Below are 15,928 nucleotides of genomic sequence, written 5' to 3'. Positions count from 1 at the left end.
CGCCCGCTCGCGCGGACGATCCGCTCTCGCGGATGTCGATGATCAGCCCTTCGCGGCCTTCGTGTCGGCCTCGACCTTGGTGAGCGAGTCCTTCAGGTCGGCGACGGGGGTGATGATCGGCACGCCGGTGCCGCCCGAGGCCTCGACGAGGCCCGCCTGCACGTCGGGGTCGGTCTGGAAGATCTCGACGAGCTTGAGGTACGTCTCGTTGTTCGCGTCGTCGGCGCGCGTCGCGAAGATGTTCACGTACGGCAGCGCGTTGGGGTCGGTGGGGTCGTCCTTCGCGATGGCGTCGCTGAACGTGAGGCCGGCGTCTTCGACGAAGTCGTTGTTGATGATCGCCGCGGCGACATCGGGCAGCGACGTCGGGGTGAGCGAGGCCTCGAGCGCGGTGACCTTGACCTTGGACTTCGCCTCGTCGACGTCGGCGAGGTCGGAGAAGATCGTGCCGCCGCTCTTGAGCTCGATGAGGCCGGCCGACTGCAGCACGAGCAGGCCGCGGGCCTGGTTCGACGCGTCGTTCGGAACGGCGACGGTCTCGCCCTCCTGGATGTCGGCGACGTCGTCGTACTTCGTCGAGTAGAGGCCGAGGGGGTAGATCGCGGTCGAGCCGATGGGCGTCAGGTCTTCGCCGGCCGACACGTTGTAATCGGCGAGGTACACGATGTGCTGGAACTGGTTCAGGTCGAGCTCGCCCTCGGTCGTGGCCGGGTTCGGCTGCGCGTAGTCGGAGAAGTCGACGATCTCGATGTCGATGCCGGCCTTGTCGGCGGCCTTCTCGAAGGCGGCCCACTGGGGGTCGGCCTTGCCGACGACGCCGATCTTCACGACGTCGGACGCCTCGTCGGCGGCGCCTGCGGAGGCGCAGGAGGCGAGGCCGAGCACGAGGGGGACGGCGGCGAGGGCGGCGATGAGCTTGGTGCGGCGGAGTGCCATGAGTGTTCCTTTCACGTCGGCGCGCGCGTTCTGGTGCTGATGGCTGTGGAGCAGGCATGGCTCCGCCACGGTGGGTCACAGTGGGGGCTTCGATGCCGCGAACGCGGGCGCGCTTCTACGCTAGGCGAAGATTCTTCTCTGAATCACCCATGAGACAAGAAACGTCATAGATCCTTCGAGCTCAGGCGTCGAGCGTCTCAGAAACTTCGAGCCAGCGGGTCTCGAGGTCGACGACGGATGCCTCGAGCGCGCGCAGTTCGTCGCCGAGCGTCGTGAGCCCCGCGTAGTCGGACTGGTCGTGACGGGCCAACTGCTCGTGCTTGGCGGCGATCTCGGACTGGAGCTTCTCGAGCCTGCGGTCGATCGAGGAGAGCTCCTTCTCGGCGGCACGGCGTTCGGCGCCGGCGAGGGCCGGCGCCGACGGCGCGACCGGCTTCGCCGACGACGCGGCGAGTCCGGCGCCCGCCCCGCCCGCGGTGCCACCCGACGTCGGAGTCGACGTCGGACCGGACGGCGCCGAATCGGCACGACGCGCATCGGACGCATCGCTGCGGCGCGCGGCATCCGTCGCCCTGCGGAGTTCCAGATACTGGTCGACGCCGCGGGGCAGGTCGCGCAGGTGCCCGTCGAGGATCGCGAACTGGCGGTCGGTGACGCGCTCGATGAGGTAGCGGTCGTGGGAGACGACGAGGAGTGTGCCCGGCCACGTGTCGAGCAGATCCTCGATGGCCGCGAGCATGTCGGTGTCGAGGTCGTTCGTCGGCTCGTCGAGGATCAGCACGTTCGGCTCCTGCAGCAGGATGAGCAGCAGCTGCAGTCGGCGCTTCTGCCCGCCCGACAGGTTCTTCACGGGCGTCGAGAGCTGCGCGTTCGTGAAGCCGAGGCGCTCGAGCAGCTGCCCGGGCGAGAGCTCCTTGCCCGCGACCTCGTAGCTCGTGCGCTGCTCCGCGACGACCGCGGAGACGCGCTGGTCGGCCCATTCGGTGAGCTCGGAGAGCTCCTGGCTGAGCGTCGCGATGCGCACGGTCGTGCCGCGCTTGACCTTGCCGGTGGTGGGCGTCACGGCGCCGGTCACGAGGCCGAGCAGGGTCGACTTGCCGGCGCCGTTCACGCCGAGGATGCCGGTGCGCTCGCCCGGCGCGATGCGCCACTCGACGTCGCGCAGCACGGTCTTCACGCCGTCGCCCGATGCGTCGGCCGCGGCATCCGCCACCGGGTACGTGACGGACACGTCGATGAGGTCGACGACGTCTTTGCCGAGGCGCGTGACCGCGAGCCGGTTCAGCTCGATCGGGTTGCGCACGGGCGGCTCGTTCTCGATGAGCTGGTTCGCCGCCTCGATGCGGAACTTCGGCTTCGACGTGCGGGCGGGCGCGCCGCGGCGCAGCCACGCGAGCTCCTTGCGCATGAGGTTCTGGCGCTTCGACTCGGATGCCGCAGCCATGCGATCGCGCTCGACGCGCTGCAGGATGTACGCCGCGTAGCCGCCCTCGAAGGGCTCGACGATGCCGTCGTGCACCTCCCACGTGGCCGTGCACACCTCGTCGAGGAACCACCGGTCGTGCGTGACGACCACGACCGCGCCCTGGCCCTGGGACCAGCGCTGCCTGAGGTGGCCCGCGAGCCAGGCGATGCCCTCGACGTCGAGGTGGTTCGTCGGCTCGTCGAGGAACACGACGTCCCAGTCGCCGACGAGCAGCGCGGCGAGCCCGACCCGGCGGCGCTGGCCACCGGAGAGGCTCGCGATCTGCGCGTGCCACGGCACGTCGGCGAGGAGTCCGCCGATCACGTCGCGCACCTTCGCGTCGCCCGCCCACACATGCTCGTCGATGCCGCCGACGACAGCCTCGGCGACCGTCTGGCCCGGGTCGACGACGTCGGCCTGGTCGAGCATGCCGATGCGGATGCCGCGGCGCATCGTGACGCGCCCGCCGTCGGGCTCGAGGCGGCCGGCCAGGAGCTTCAGCAGCGTGGACTTGCCGTCGCCGTTGCGGCCGACGACGCCGATGCGGTCGCCCTCGTCGATGCCGAGGGTGACCTCGTCGAAGACGGTGCGCGTCGGGAATTCGAGGTGCAGGCGCTCGGCGCCCAGAAGATGTGCCATGTCCCGTCGAGCCTAGTCGTCGAGCCTGAACGTGCGGCGCGCGAGCTCGACACGCCGCCGACGGTCCCCGAGGCGCCAGTCCTCGCGGGAACGGAAGGGCGAATCCCGCGTCCTATGGCACCTCGACGCCATGATGTCGGCGCGTCGGGAGGTCGCTGGCGACCGGAGGTCGGGGCGCGCGGGCGCCGGCGCGGGTGCGTCAGTGCGCGAGCACGCGCGCGCCGTGCACCGCGCCGTGCACGTGGATCGCGTGCAGCCGCGCGGCCGAGAGCGCGACCTGCAGCTCGAGCGCCGAGTCGGCGTCCGCCGCGAGGAACGCGAGCGTCGGGCCGGAGCCGGAGACGATGCCGGCGAGCGCGCCGTGCGACTCGCCGAGCTCGAGAATGCCGCGGAGCCCGGGCGCGAGCCGCAGCGCCGCCTCCTGGAGGTCGTTGTGCAGCGACTGCGCGAGCAGCACGGGGTCGCCGGCGCGGAGCGCCTGCAGCACCTCGGCGTCGACGACGGGCGAGCGCGGCACGTTGCGGCCGTCTTCGGTGCGGATGCGGTCGAGCTCGCCGTACACGCCGGGGGTCGAGAGCCCGAACTCCGCGATCGCGAGCACCCAGTGGAAGGACCCGGTGGCCAGCGCAGGACTCAGCCGGTCGCCGCGCCCGGTGCCGATCGCGGTGCCGCCCGTGAGCGAGAACGGCACGTCGGCGCCGAGCTGCGCCGCGAGGGCGAGCAGGTCCTCCTTCGGCAGGGCCGTGCCCCAGAGGGCGTCGCACGCGACGAGGGTGGCCGCGGCATCCGCTGAACCGCCGCCCATGCCGCCTGCGATCGGAACGTGCTTGTCGATCTCGAGGCGCACGCCGCCCGAGACCCCGGTGGCGCGGGCGAGCAGCTTCGCGGCACGGATCGCGAGGTTGGAGCCGTCGGTCACGAGCGCCGACGTGTCGATGCTGCCGCCGAACGCGACGCTGAACTCGTCGTCGGGCCAGGCCCGCACGTCTTCGTAGAGCGAGACGGCCTGGTAGGCGGTCGCGACGTCGTGGTACCCGTCGGGCTGCACGTCGCCGACGCGCATGAACACGTTGATCTTGCCGGGCGCCCGAACGTGCACGGCCTCTTCGGTCCACGCGATCGTCATGGCGTCACGCCTCTCCGGCGGCCCGGGCGATGCGCAGGAAGTCGTCGATCACGAGCTGTTCTCCGCGCGCCTCGGGCGCGACGCCGGCCCGTTCGAGCACCTCGCTCGCGGCCGCGGCCGACCCGCCGAGCACGCCCGACAGCGACTGGCGCAGCATCTTGCGGCGCTGCTGGAACGCGGCGTCGATGATCGCGAACGTCGCCCGACGCTCCTCGAGCGTGCCGGGTTCGGTGCCGCGCTCGAAGCCGACGAGCACCGAGTCGACGTTCGGCACGGGCCAGAACACCATGCGCGAGACCTGGCCGGCCGTGCGCCAGGTGCCGTACCAGGCGGCCTTCAGACTCGGCACGCCGTAGACCTTGGATCCGGGTTCGGCCGCGAGGCGGTGGCCGACCTCGGCCTGCACCATGACGATGCCCGACCGCAGCGACTCGAAGTGCTCGAGCAGGTGGAGCAGCACCGGAACCGAGATGTTGTACGGCAGGTTCGCGACGAGCCGCACCGGCTCGCCCGGAAGCTCGGTCACGAGCAGCGCGTCCTGCGTGACGACGCTCAACGAGGTGCCCGGCTGCATGACGCCCGCGGTGTGCGGCAACTGCGCGGCGAGGCGCTTGTCGATCTCGACGGCGATCACGTCGGCGCCGGCCTCGAGCAGTCCGAGGGTCAGCGACCCGAGCCCCGGCCCGATCTCGAGCACCGTCTCGCCGCGCTGCACGCCCGCGACCTGCACGATGCGGCGCACGGTGTTGCCGTCGTGCACGAAGTTCTGGCCGAGCTTCTTCGTCGGCGTCACGTCGAGCAGCTCGGCGAGGTCGCGGATCTCGGCGGGCCCCAGCAGACGCGCGATCGCCGGCGCACCCTCGGCCTCGTGCCGATGCGCGTTCACGCGGCGCACCTCATGTCGAACACGCCGGGCATACCGGACGACACGGGCACGCCGGAGGCGCCAAGCACTCGGAGCGAACCGGAAACTCCACGGCCGCTCGGTCGTTCACTCCCCCACACGGGCTTCATCCTCCCACGAGCCGTACACACGGCGCGTGTTCGACGCGAGATCGGCGCAGAGCTCGTCGAGGTCGGCGCCGAGCACGTCGGCCATGAACCGCACGGTGTGCGGCACGAGGTACGGCGCGTTCGGTCGTCCGCGCAGCGGCGCGGGGGTGAGGTACGGCGCATCGGTCTCGACGAGGATGCGATCGCGCGGCGCGACCCGCAGGGCATCGCGGAGGCTCTCGGCGTTCTTGAACGTCACGTTGCCCGCGAACGAGAGGTACCAGCCCTCGGATGCCGCGAGGCGGGCCAGGTCGTCGCCCCCCGAGAAGCAGTGGAACACCGTGCGCTCCGGTGCGCCCGCACGGCGCAATGTCGCCACCACGTCGTCGTGCGCGTCGCGATCGTGGATCTGCATCGCCACGTCGTGCCGCTTCGCGATGTCGATGTGCGCCTCGAACGCGCGGAACTGCGCCGGACGGCCCGCCTCGTCGGTGCGGTAGAAGTCGAGCCCCGTCTCGCCGACGGCGCGCACGCGCGGCTGGGCGGCGAGCTCGTCGATCACCGCGAGCGCCTCGTCGAGCGTGCCGGCCGCCTCGAGCTCGGGCGCCTCGTTGGGATGCAGGGCGACGGCCGCCAGCAGGCGCGGCTCGCGCGCGGCCATCTCGGCCGACCAACGGCTCGTCGCGACATCCGTGCCGACCTGCACCGCACCGATCACGCCGACGGATGCCGCGCGCTCGAGGTGCTCGTGCACGCTGAGCGGGAGCGCCCCGTCGGCGATCTCGAGGTGGGTGTGGTTGTCGTAGACGCCGATCGCGAGCCCGTCGGGCACTGGCGGGTACTCGACCGGGCGACCGCCGTCGTTGCGGGTGCGGAGGTGCTCCGAGCTCACCGGGCCGGGCTCACTCTGCCGTCTCGATGCGCGGGAACAGCGCTTCGAGCGCCGTGACCTGCGCGCCGGGCTTCCACGTGTTCGCCTGGTCGATGCGCTGCTCCTGCACGGTGCCGTCGGCGCCGAGCGCCGACCACAGCTTCGCGGTGGCCTTGGGCAGCACTGGCGAGAGCAGCACGGCGAGCGTGCCGAGGCCGTGGTAGGCGGTGGCCAGCACGGTCTCGAGGCGTTCGCGGGTCGCGGGATCCTTCGCGAGCGCCCACGGCTCCTCGGAGGTGATGTACCCGTTCAGCGCGTCGACGAGCTCCCAGGTCGAGGTGAGCGACTCGTGGATCGCGATGCGGTCGATGGCCGACCACGCGGCATCCGTCGCCTTCGCCTCGATCGCGACGATCGCCTCGTCGGCCTCGGTGAGGGCGCCGGCGGTCGGCACGGCGCCGTCGAAGTAGCGCGTGATCATCGCGATCACGCGCGACGCGAGGTTGCCGAAGCCGTTCGCGAGCTCGGCCTGGTACCGCGCCGAGAGGTCCTCCCACGAGAACGAGCCGTCTTGACCGAACGCGATCGCGCGCAGGAAGTAGTAGCGGAACGCGTCGGAGCCGAACACGTCGGTGATCTGCTCGGGCGCGATGCCCGTGAGCTTGGACTTGGACATCTTCTCGCCGCCGACGAGCAGCCAGCCGTGGCCGAAGACGCCGCGCGGCACCTCGAGTCCGGCGGCCATCAGCATGGCGGGCCAGATGACCGCGTGGAAGCGGAGGATGTCCTTGCCGACGATGTGCTGCGCGGGCCACCGGCTCGCGAACTCCTCGTCGTCCTGGCCGTAGCCCGCCGCCGTGATGTAGTTCAGCAGCGCGTCGAACCACACGTAGACGACGTGCGACTCGTCCCACGGGACCTTCACGCCCCAGTCGAAGGTCGACCGCGAGATCGAGAGGTCGTCGAGGCCCTGGCGCACGAACGAGACGACCTCGTTGCGCGCGGACTCGGGCTGCACGAAGTCGGGCTGCTCGTCGTAGAGCGCGAGCAGGCGGTCGGCGAACGCCGACATGCGGAAGAAGTAGTTCTTCTCGTGCAGGAGTTCGACGGGCTTGGAGTGGATCTCGCACACGAGCTGACCCTCGTACTCGCCCGTGCCGGGAACGAGCTGCGACTCGGTCTTGTACTCCTCGCAGCCGACGCAGTAGTACCCCTCGTACTCGCCCGTGTAGATGTGGCCGTCGTCGTAGAGCTTCTGCAGGAACTTCTGCACGTTCTCTTCGTGGCGGGCGTCGGTCGTGCGGATGAAGTCGTCGTTGGCGATGTCGACCGTCTCGAGCAGCGGCTTCCATGCCTCGGCGACGAGCTTGTCGGCCCACTCCTTGGGGGTCACGCCGTTCGAGGTCGCGGTGCGCAGGATCTTCTGGCCGTGCTCGTCGGTGCCCGTGAGCATCCAGGTGCGCTCGCCCGCCTGACGGTGCCAGCGCGCGAGCACGTCCGCAGCGACCTCCGTGTAGGCGTGCCCGATGTGGGGCACGTCATTCACGTAGAAAATGGGCGTGGTGATATAGAACGAGGAGCCGTCGGCCATGCCCTCAATCCTACGGGCGAGCGGATGCCCCGACTGCCGCGTTACTCGTACGTCGTCGGGGCGAGGGCGGGCCCATCGTCGCCCGCGGCGGGCACGAGCCCCTGTTCGCGCGCCTCGCGTCGGCGCCGGCGCACGCTGCCGTCGCCGATGGCCGAGGGAACGGCCTCCTCGACGTCGACGTGGGCGTGCTCGGTCGGCACCCCGAGGGTGACGTCCTGCTCCTTCAGCTCGGGCACGACCACACGTTGGTTCGGGTAGTCGACGACGCGCATGCCGAGCACGATCTTGCCAGGCGCCTCGCGCTTCTCGAGGGCGCGGTAGGCGTCGGCGACCCGATCGAGCGAGAAGACGTCGGCGATGGGCAGGCGGAGGCGCCTGGCCGAGACGAGCGCGGCGACGCGGCCGAGCGCGATCACGTCCCCGGCGCGCGCTCGCACGGCCTCCTCGCGATCGACGGCGTCCACGTCGGTGAGCGTGTACACGCGGGAGGCGTGCACGCCGAGCGCCTTCGCCTCGTCGGCCTCCCCGCCGAGGAAGTCGAGGAAGACACTCACCGGGTGGGGCGCGAGTTCGCGCACGCGCGCGGCGAGATCGGGCCCGTACGACACCGGGATCACTCCGAACTGGCGGAGGAAGTCGAAGCGCGCATCGGGGGCCGTGCCGATCACGGCCGCGCCGTGCAGCCGTGCGAGCTGTGCGGCGAGACATCCGATGCCCCCCGCGGCGGCGGTGATGACGACGGTGTCGTTCGGCTGCAGGTTCAGCCCCTCGATCATCGTCCACGCCGTGGTGCCCGCGGTGTAGAGCGAGCCCGCGACCTCCCACGAGAGCGCGGGCGGGCGTCCGATGAGGTTGTCGGCCGGGACGACCACGTGCGTGGCCTGCGCGCCGCGTTCGACGAAGCCGAGCACCTCGTCGCCGCGCTCGAAGCGGACGACGCCCGGTCCGACCGCGATGACTTCACCGGCGAGGTCGCGCCCCTGCGACGACGGTGGTTCGACCCGCCAGTACTCGGGGTGTTCGCCGCGACGGATCGCGCTCTCGACCGGATTCAGGCCCGCCGAGTAGACCTCGACGAGCACCTCGCCCTCGCCGGGCACCGGCGTGGGGATCTCGGCGATCTCGAGCACCTCTGGACCGCCGAACGTTGCGAACCTGACTTCGTGGGCCATCTCGCACCTCCCTGTGCGTGTGACTCCCATTCTCTGCCAGACACCCCCGAAATGGTGACAGAACCTCGGGATTCACAGTCGAGGCGCAGTTCGGGCCATCGGCCCCGGCCGCTCAGCTCGAACGGGCCGCGAGCGCCGCCTCGTAGAGATCGCGCTTGCCGAGGCCGGTCTCGGCGGCCACGAGCGAGGCCGCGTCCTTCAGTCGGGTTCCGGATGCCGCGAGCTCGAGCACCCGGTCGAGGGCCGTCGTGGCATCCGGAGCCTGCTCCTCGGCCCCGGCGACGACGATGCAGATCTCGCCGCGCACCCCAGCCGCGGCCCACTCGGCGAGCTCGCCGAGCCCGCCGCGACGCACCTCCTCGTACAGCTTCGTCAGCTCGCGGCACACGGCCGCCTGCCGGTCGGCGCCGAACGCCTCGGCGAGCGCCGTGAGGCTCGCCGCCAGGCGTGACGGCCCCTCGAAGAACACGAGCGTGCGGCGGTCGCCCGCGAGCTCGGCGAGACGGCGCGAGCGATCGCCGCCCTTGCGGGGCAGGAACCCCTCGAACGAGAACCGGTCGGTCGGCAGGCCGGCCACGGCGAGCGCCGTGATCACCGCGCTCGGGCCCGGGATCGCGGTCACGTCGACGCCTGCGGCGACCGCGGCCTGCACGAGCGGAAAGCCCGGATCGGAGACGGTCGGCATGCCCGCATCGCTCAGCACCAGCAGATCGGTGTCGCGTGCGAGCTCGACGAGTTCTGCGGCCTTCTGCCGCTCGTTGTGCTCGTGCAGGGCGATCAGGCGCGGTCGGTTCGCGATGCCGAGGCCCGCGAGCAGGCGCTGCGTGACGCGCGTGTCCTCGGAGGCCACGACCGTCGCCTCCTCGAGCGCTTCGCGCAGGCGCACCGAGGCGTCGCCGAGGTTTCCGATGGGCGTCGCCGCGAGGATGATCATGCCCCCAGTCTCCCGCACCGCGCGCTGTGGAGTGTCGCTTCACGGCCGCCCCTCGCGGGTTACTCTGGGGCGCATGACTTCAGGAACGGATGCCGCGGGCGACCCCGACACCCGGCCCGTCGACGTCGAGCCGCCCGCCGCGGCATCCGTCGCCCTCGAGATCGCGCCGCCGCCCGACGGCGGTCCCCCGGCCGAGCCCGCTTCGAGCCGTGACGCCGACCCGACGGTCGACGCCGACCCCGACTCGGGCGCCGACGCCGAACCGGAGCCGACGCCCGAGCGTCGCGGTACGCGCCTCGACGACTGGTGGGCGCGCACCCTGTCGACGCCACGGCGACGGGCGCTCTGGTACTGGGGCGGCCCGGCACTCGTCGTGCTGCTCGCTGCGGTGCTGCGCTTCTGGAACCTCGGCCACCCGCAGGCGATCGTGTTCGACGAGACGTACTACGTGAAGGACGCGTGGACCCTGCTGCACAACGGCTACGAGTCGACGTGGCCCGACGGCGCCGACGAGCAGTTCGCGGGCGGCGACACCGACATCTTCACCGACGACCCCGCGTACGTCGTGCACCCGCCGCTCGGCAAGTGGATGATCGCGCTCGGCCTGGGCCTGGGCGGTGCGGAGAGCGCGTTCTGGTGGCGCGCGACGACCGCGCTCGCCGGCACCGCGGCCGTGTTCGTGCTCATGCTGGCCGCGCGCCGGCTCTGGCCGTCGACGATCCTCGCGGTCATCGCCGGACTCCTCTTCGCGATCGACGGCAACGCGATCGTGATGTCGCGCGTGGCCCTCCTCGACAACTGGGTCATGCTGTTCGCGCTGCTCGGCTTCTGGTTCGTGCTGCTCGATCGGGGCTGGGCGCGCGACCGGTTGGAACGAGGTCTCGCCGCCGCCCGCGCCATCGGTCACGACCCGCACTACGGGCCGGCGCTCTGGGCCCGGCCCTGGGTGATCGCCGCGGGGGCCGCGTTCGGTGCGACGGCGGCCGTGAAGTGGTCTGGCCTGTGGTTCCTCGCCGCGTTCGGCGTCTACCTCGTGGTCGTCGATGCGCTCGCGAGACGCCGTGCGGGCGTGCCGTTCTGGGCGACCGCCGCCATCCTGAAGCAGGGTCCGGTGACGTTCCTGCTGTTCGTGCCGGTCGCGTTCGTCGTCTACGTCTCCTCGTGGACGGGCTGGCTCGTCACCGACGGCGGATACGACCGGCATTGGGCCGACGACCCGGCGAATCGGGCCACGGGCCTCTTCTCGTGGGTTCCCCTCGCACTGCAGAGCCTGTGGCACTACCACCAGTCGGCGTACAGCTATCACATCGGCGTGCACGCCGAGCATCCGTGGCAGTCCAACCCGCTCACGTGGCTGTTCATGATCCGGCCGACGAACATGTACTTCGCCTCGACCGACGACGGGTCCGGCGGCTGCGGCGCCGACACGTGCTGGTCGTCGATCATCGGCATCGGCAACCCGCTCATCTGGTGGGCGGCGGCCATCGCCTGCCTCTACCTCGTGTACCGGCTCGCGCGCTACCGGGAGTGGCAGACCGGGCTCGTCCTGCTCGGGCTCGCGGCCGGGTACCTGCCCTGGCTCATGTACCTCGACCGCACGGTGTTCCAGTTCTACTCGATCGCCTTCGAGCCCTACATGATCCTCGCGCTCACGGCGGTCGTCGGGCTCATCCTCGGCCGACGCGACGACGTGTGGTGGCGACGCGAACGCGGCATCGCGACCGTCGGCGTGTACCTCGTGCTCGCGGTGCTCGTGTCGGCCTTCTTCTACCCCCTCTGGACGGCCATGCCGCTCACGCCCGACTTCCGACAGCTGCACTTCTGGCTGCCCTCGTGGGGCTGATGACCGCCCTGGGCGTCGCCCGCACTGCTCATCACGGACCCGGCCCGACGATCGACCCCGCGCGCCTCGACTAGCCTGTGCTGATGCGCGAACGGATGCCGGGACTCGCGGTCGCGGCGTCCGCGGCCGTCGTCGCGTGGCTCGTGCACCTCGCCCTGCCGGGGCTGCCGCTCCTCACGGCCGCGGTCGCGCTCGGCATCGTGGTGGGCCAGGTGCCCGCGGTGCAGCGCCAGCTCGACGGCCGTCTCGCGCCCGGCCTGCGCACCGCGTCGCGCAGCCTGCTGCGCGCGGGCATCGTGCTGCTCGGGCTGAAGCTCAGCCTCGTCGACATCGCGAACCTCGGCTGGGTGACCATCGTCACGACGGTCGCCGTCGTGGTGCTCACGTTCGTGGGCACGATCGGACTCGGCCGCGCCCTCGGCCTGCCCGGGCACCAGCCCCTGCTCGTCGCGAGCGGCTTCGCCATCTGCGGCGCCTCGGCCATCGGCGCGATGGGCTCGACGGTGCGAGCTCGTGCTGAAGATCAGGCGGTGCCCGTGGCGCTCGTCACGCTGTGCGGCACGCTCGCGATCGCCGTGCTGCCGGCGCTGTGGCATCCGCTCGGCCTGTCGAACGTGGAGTTCGGCCACTGGGTCGGCGCGGGCGTGCACGACGTCGGCCAGGTCGTGGCGACGGCGCAGCTCGGCGGCCCGGCAGCCCTCGCGGTCGCGGTCGTCGTCAAGCTCACGCGCGTGCTGCTGCTCGCACCCATGGTCGCCGTGACCGCCGCCGTCGAGCGCCGTCGGCACGTGGCGGCCGACGGACCGCGCCCGCCGATCGTGCCGCTGTTCATCGCCGGGTTCCTCGCGCTGGTGCTCGTCGCCTCGTTCGTGCCGCTGCCCGCGCCGGTGCTCGAGGCGGCCGACCTCGTGCAGACGGCGTTGTTGGCCATGGCCCTGTTCGCGCTCGGCGCGTCGATCAGGTTCGCCGATCTCGCGGCCACGGGCTGGCGGGCGCTCGTCGTGGGCCTCACGTCGTGGGCGCTCGTCGCGACCCTCGCCTACGGCGCGGTGCTGCTCGGCTGACGCCACGCGCAACTCGGAGGGCGGTTGCCGCCCGGGCGGCATCGGCCTAGATTCGCAGGGCACGTTTCTGAAGGCGGCGACGGAGGGTCATGCGCTTCAGTACACCCGCGGTCGCCCTGGTGGTCGCCATCGCGTTGAGCGGTTGCAGCGCCGCCCTGCCGAGCGCGTCGTCTTCCGATCCGGCGGAGCGCTCGACGCCGCCGAGCACCACCCGGTCGGGCCTGGTCGCCATCGGCGGGGAACGTGAGATGTTCCTCTCATGTCGCGGGTCGGGGTCGCCGACCGTCGTCTTCATCTCGGGTACGGGCGGCGGCGCCGACGAATGGAGCACGCTGCCGGACGCGGGCGCGGGCGCCGACGAGGGCGTCGGGGCTCCCTCGAGTCCGCCGGAGTCGCAACCCGCCGCCGTGCCGGTCTTCGACGCCGTCTCCGAATCGACCAGGGTCTGCGCGTACGACCGTCCGGGAGTGACGCTCGACGACGGTTCCCCGACGACGACGACGCCCGTGCCGCAGCCGACGACCGCCCAGCAGGGCGTCGACGACCTCGACGCCGTACTCGCGGCCGCCGACGAGTCCGGCCCGTTCCTCGTGGTCGGCGCATCCTGGGGCGGCCTCATCGCGCAGCTCTTCGCGCGCACGCACCCGGATGCGACCGCGGGCCTCGTGCTGGTGGACTCCGCGTCGACCTACCTCGAGCAGACCCTCAGCTCTGAGCAGTGGCAGGCCTGGATGGCCGCCATCGAGGGCGCCCGAGCGGGAGACGCCGAGAGCCCGGCCTACGAGCCCACGATGGCGGAGTTCGAGAGCGCACTCCCCTCACCATCGGTACCGGCCGTGGTGCTGTCGTCCGACGAGCCGTGGGACCTGCAGGTGACCCCGGGCGAGTCGACCTGGCCGGCCTGGCTGGCGGGGCAGGCGGCCCTCGCCGAGTCGTTGCAGGCCATGCACGTGAGCGACACGCACAGCGGGCACGGCATCCAGGTCGAGCAACCCGACCTCGTGACCACAGCGATCGACGACGTGATCGAGGAGATTCGGAAGGGGTGAAACCCCTCCCGACCTCGCGTCACCGACCGGATGCCGGTGGGGGCCCGCTCGCTCAGCGCACCGAGAGCACGAGCTTGCCGCGGATCTCGCCGGCCTGGTAGGCGCGCACCGCGCGCTGCACCTCGGCGAGCGGTACGATCCGGTCGATCATCGGGCGGATGCGCCCGTCGGCGAGCCGCGCGACGAGCGTCGCGAGGTCGTCGGCGTTGCGGGCCGCGGCGAGCGGCTTCAGCGAGATCCGCATGAACGGCCCACGAAGCGTGGCCCCGAGCAGCCGCGGGATCGGCCCGAGCAGCCCGTCTCCCCCGCCGGCCGAGAGCACGACCGTGCCCCCGCGTCGCACGAGCCGCGCGAGTCGGCCGAGCGTCTGGGCACCCGCGAGGTCGAACACTGCGTCGTACGCGCCGTCGGGCTCGGCCTCGGCCCACGGCGTGCCGTGGTCGAGCACGCGCTCGGCACCGAGCCCGCGCACATGGTCGGCCTTCGCCACGCTGCACACCCCGACGACCTCCCAGCCGGCGAGCGCGGCGAGCTGCACCGCGAATCCGCCGACGCCGCCGGACGCGCCGATGACGAGCAGGCGCGAGCGCTCGCCCTCGCGCCTGGGGGCGACGGGCTGTGCGGGGTCGATGCCCGCGAGCCGCAACCCCTGCAGGGCGGTGCCGGCCGAGACCGGCAGCGTCGCGGCATCCGCGAACCCGATGGCGTCTGGCAGCCGCACCGCGAACCGCTCCGGCAGCACGGCATACTCGGCCCAGCCGCCCTGCGAGGCCTCGCCGCAGACGCGGTCGCCGATCGCGAGCCCCGTCACCGCGGAGCCGACCGCCGCGATCGTGCCGGCGATGTCACGGCCGACCGTCGGCACGCGTGGCCGACGGAATCCGAAGAAGGCCCGCATGAGCTTCGGCTCGCCGCGCATGACCCGCACATCGCCCGAGGCGACGTCGACGGCATGCACGGCGACGAGCACCTCGTCGGGCTTCGGTACCGGAGCCGTCACGGTCTCGAGCGCGAGCACGTCGGGCTCGCCGTATCGATGCTGGGTGACGGCCGTCATCGCGGTCGTGGTGGGCCGCCCGGCGGCCTGCGTGTCGGCCTTCGTCTCGTTCATGGTCATTGCTCCCCTTCGGGGTACTGGAAGACGTCGTCGAGCGGCACCCCGAAGACGCGCGCGATCTGGAAGGCCAGTTCGAGCGACGGCGAGTACCGGCCCTGCTCGATGGCGATGACGGTCTGGCGGGTGACCCCGATGCGACCGGCGAGGTCGGCCTGGGTCATCTCGCCGTGCGCGAACCGCAGGCCGCGGATGGCGTTGGTCACGCGCGTGGGCTTCACCATTCCTGGAACCCCCCGGTGCGGTAGGCCGCGAGCTTCGTGAGGCTCGCGAGGATGCCGCTGATCACGAAGCACAGGTAGATCGCGTTGGCGATCCAGAACCAGTCGACCTCGAACCAGGCCAGGATCAGTGCGGCCAGCGCGCCGATGACGACGAAGGAGTTGCCGACGCGGTCGCCGGTGCGCTCGATCTCGCGGTCGCGCTGGTCTGCGCGGTACGTCTCGCTCGGCGCGACGATCTCGATGAGGATGCGCGAGACGATGCCCGCGACGATCGCGCCGCCGATGGTCCACACCATCGGCCACACGTAGTCGACGTCGGGGATCGGGGCGCCGGCGAGTCGCGGCAGCACGATGCCCAGGTAGACCGCGTAGCCGATGACGGCGATCGCCAGGAACGACCAGACGCCCTTCTCCTCGTACGACATCGTCTTCTCCTCCGGTGTGTGTCAAGAATTCTTGACACCTCGAATGTAAGACATTCCGAACTCAAGGTCAAGCATTCTTTACATCTGAGTGTGAAGGAGAGCGGATGCCGGCAGCGCCGCCGACATCCGCTCGTCACCGCTCGCGCGGCGAAGCGCTAGTGGCTGCCCGCGTCGACGAACTTCAGGCCGACGACGCAGCCGACGAGGCCGACGAGCAGCGCGAGCTTCGCCCACGAGACATCCGTGTCACCCGTGACCATGGCCCAGATGACGGTGAGGGCCGCGCCGATGCCGACCCAGACCGCGTAGGCGGTACCGGTCGAGATGTCGCGCATGGCGTAGGCGAGGCCGCCCATCGAGGCGACGAGCGCGACGCCGAAGATGATCGACGGCCAGAGCTTCGTGAAGCCCTCGGACTTGCCGAGTGCGGTGGCCCAGACGGCCTCGAGGACACCGGACGCGATGAGAACGATCCAAGCCAT

Annotated in this window: 15 protein-coding genes; 3 read left to right on the top strand and 12 right to left on the bottom strand. The window is 71.5% G+C overall.

Annotated elements, in window-relative coordinates:
* Positions 1-42: 42 nt before the first annotated feature.
* The 8 genes from ATC03_RS06760 to rsmI form a co-directional block, all read right to left on the bottom strand.
* Positions 43-936 (bottom strand): MetQ/NlpA family ABC transporter substrate-binding protein, encoded by an 894-nt coding sequence (locus ATC03_RS06760; protein ID WP_067874717.1) that lies wholly within the window; start codon positions 934-936, stop codon positions 43-45.
* A gap of 181 nt (positions 937-1,117) precedes the next feature.
* Positions 1,118-3,040 (bottom strand): ABC-F family ATP-binding cassette domain-containing protein, encoded by a 1,923-nt coding sequence (locus ATC03_RS06755; protein WP_067874714.1) that lies wholly within the window; start codon positions 3,038-3,040, stop codon positions 1,118-1,120.
* A 199-nt stretch (positions 3,041-3,239) separates the two neighbouring features.
* Positions 3,240-4,166 carry a 4-(cytidine 5'-diphospho)-2-C-methyl-D-erythritol kinase gene (locus ATC03_RS06750; RefSeq protein ID WP_067874711.1) on the bottom strand — a complete coding sequence of 309 codons (927 nt, stop codon included), beginning with the start codon at positions 4,164-4,166 and terminating at the stop codon, positions 3,240-3,242.
* 4 nt (positions 4,167-4,170) lie between these two features.
* Positions 4,171-5,013: a 16S rRNA (adenine(1518)-N(6)/adenine(1519)-N(6))-dimethyltransferase RsmA gene (gene rsmA, locus ATC03_RS06745; RefSeq protein ID WP_067881636.1), complete on the bottom strand. Its 843-nt coding sequence runs from the start codon at positions 5,011-5,013 to the stop codon at positions 4,171-4,173.
* Between the two features lie 144 nt (positions 5,014-5,157).
* Complete coding sequence (locus tag ATC03_RS06740) at positions 5,158-6,051, bottom strand: TatD family hydrolase (RefSeq protein WP_067874708.1); 894 nt, start codon at positions 6,049-6,051, stop codon at positions 5,158-5,160.
* A gap of 10 nt (positions 6,052-6,061) precedes the next feature.
* Complete coding sequence (gene metG / locus ATC03_RS06735; RefSeq protein ID WP_067874704.1) at positions 6,062-7,621, bottom strand: methionine--tRNA ligase; 1,560 nt, start codon at positions 7,619-7,621, stop codon at positions 6,062-6,064.
* A gap of 41 nt (positions 7,622-7,662) precedes the next feature.
* Positions 7,663-8,793 carry an NADP-dependent oxidoreductase gene (locus ATC03_RS06730; protein ID WP_067874701.1) on the bottom strand — a complete coding sequence of 377 codons (1,131 nt, stop codon included), beginning with the start codon at positions 8,791-8,793 and terminating at the stop codon, positions 7,663-7,665.
* A gap of 112 nt (positions 8,794-8,905) precedes the next feature.
* Positions 8,906-9,727, bottom strand: coding sequence for a 16S rRNA (cytidine(1402)-2'-O)-methyltransferase (gene rsmI, locus ATC03_RS06725; RefSeq protein WP_067874699.1), 822 nt, complete (start codon positions 9,725-9,727; stop codon positions 8,906-8,908).
* A gap of 73 nt (positions 9,728-9,800) precedes the next feature.
* Here rsmI and ATC03_RS06720 point away from each other — a divergent pair, with 73 nt between their 5' ends.
* From ATC03_RS06720 to ATC03_RS06705, 3 genes are all read left to right on the top strand, one after another.
* A complete protein-coding gene (locus ATC03_RS06720) occupies positions 9,801-11,570 on the top strand; it encodes a dolichyl-phosphate-mannose--protein mannosyltransferase (protein WP_084003351.1) in 1,770 nt (589 codons plus the stop codon).
* An 83-nt stretch (positions 11,571-11,653) separates the two neighbouring features.
* A complete protein-coding gene (locus ATC03_RS06715; protein WP_067874696.1) occupies positions 11,654-12,634 on the top strand; it encodes a YeiH family protein in 981 nt (326 codons plus the stop codon).
* An 89-nt stretch (positions 12,635-12,723) separates the two neighbouring features.
* Positions 12,724-13,683, top strand: a complete 960-nt coding sequence (locus ATC03_RS06705; protein WP_084003350.1) for an alpha/beta fold hydrolase — start codon at positions 12,724-12,726, stop codon at positions 13,681-13,683.
* Between the two features lie 52 nt (positions 13,684-13,735).
* On the opposite strand, the gene ATC03_RS06700 is transcribed toward ATC03_RS06705, so the two are convergent.
* The 4 genes from ATC03_RS06700 to ATC03_RS06685 form a co-directional block, all read right to left on the bottom strand.
* Positions 13,736-14,800, bottom strand: a complete 1,065-nt coding sequence (locus tag ATC03_RS06700) for a quinone oxidoreductase family protein (protein ID WP_084003349.1) — start codon at positions 14,798-14,800, stop codon at positions 13,736-13,738.
* Entirely contained in the window at positions 14,797-15,021 is a 225-nt protein-coding gene (locus tag ATC03_RS06695; protein WP_067874686.1) for a helix-turn-helix transcriptional regulator, read from the bottom strand. Before ATC03_RS06695 ends, ATC03_RS06700 begins: the two co-directional genes overlap by 4 nt.
* Positions 15,015-15,446, bottom strand: coding sequence for a hypothetical protein (locus ATC03_RS06690; RefSeq protein ID WP_067874683.1), 432 nt, complete (start codon positions 15,444-15,446; stop codon positions 15,015-15,017). The genes ATC03_RS06695 and ATC03_RS06690 overlap by 7 nt, the downstream gene beginning before the upstream one ends.
* Before the next feature lie 155 nt (positions 15,447-15,601).
* Complete coding sequence (locus ATC03_RS06685) at positions 15,602-15,928, bottom strand: DMT family transporter (RefSeq protein WP_067874680.1); 327 nt, start codon at positions 15,926-15,928, stop codon at positions 15,602-15,604.

Origin of the sequence: Agromyces aureus (assembly GCF_001660485.1) — a bacterium.
Taxonomy (GTDB): domain Bacteria; phylum Actinomycetota; class Actinomycetes; order Actinomycetales; family Microbacteriaceae; genus Agromyces; species Agromyces aureus.
The sequence above is the reverse complement of the archived record's forward strand: the minus strand, read 5'-3'. Positions and strand labels throughout refer to the sequence as shown.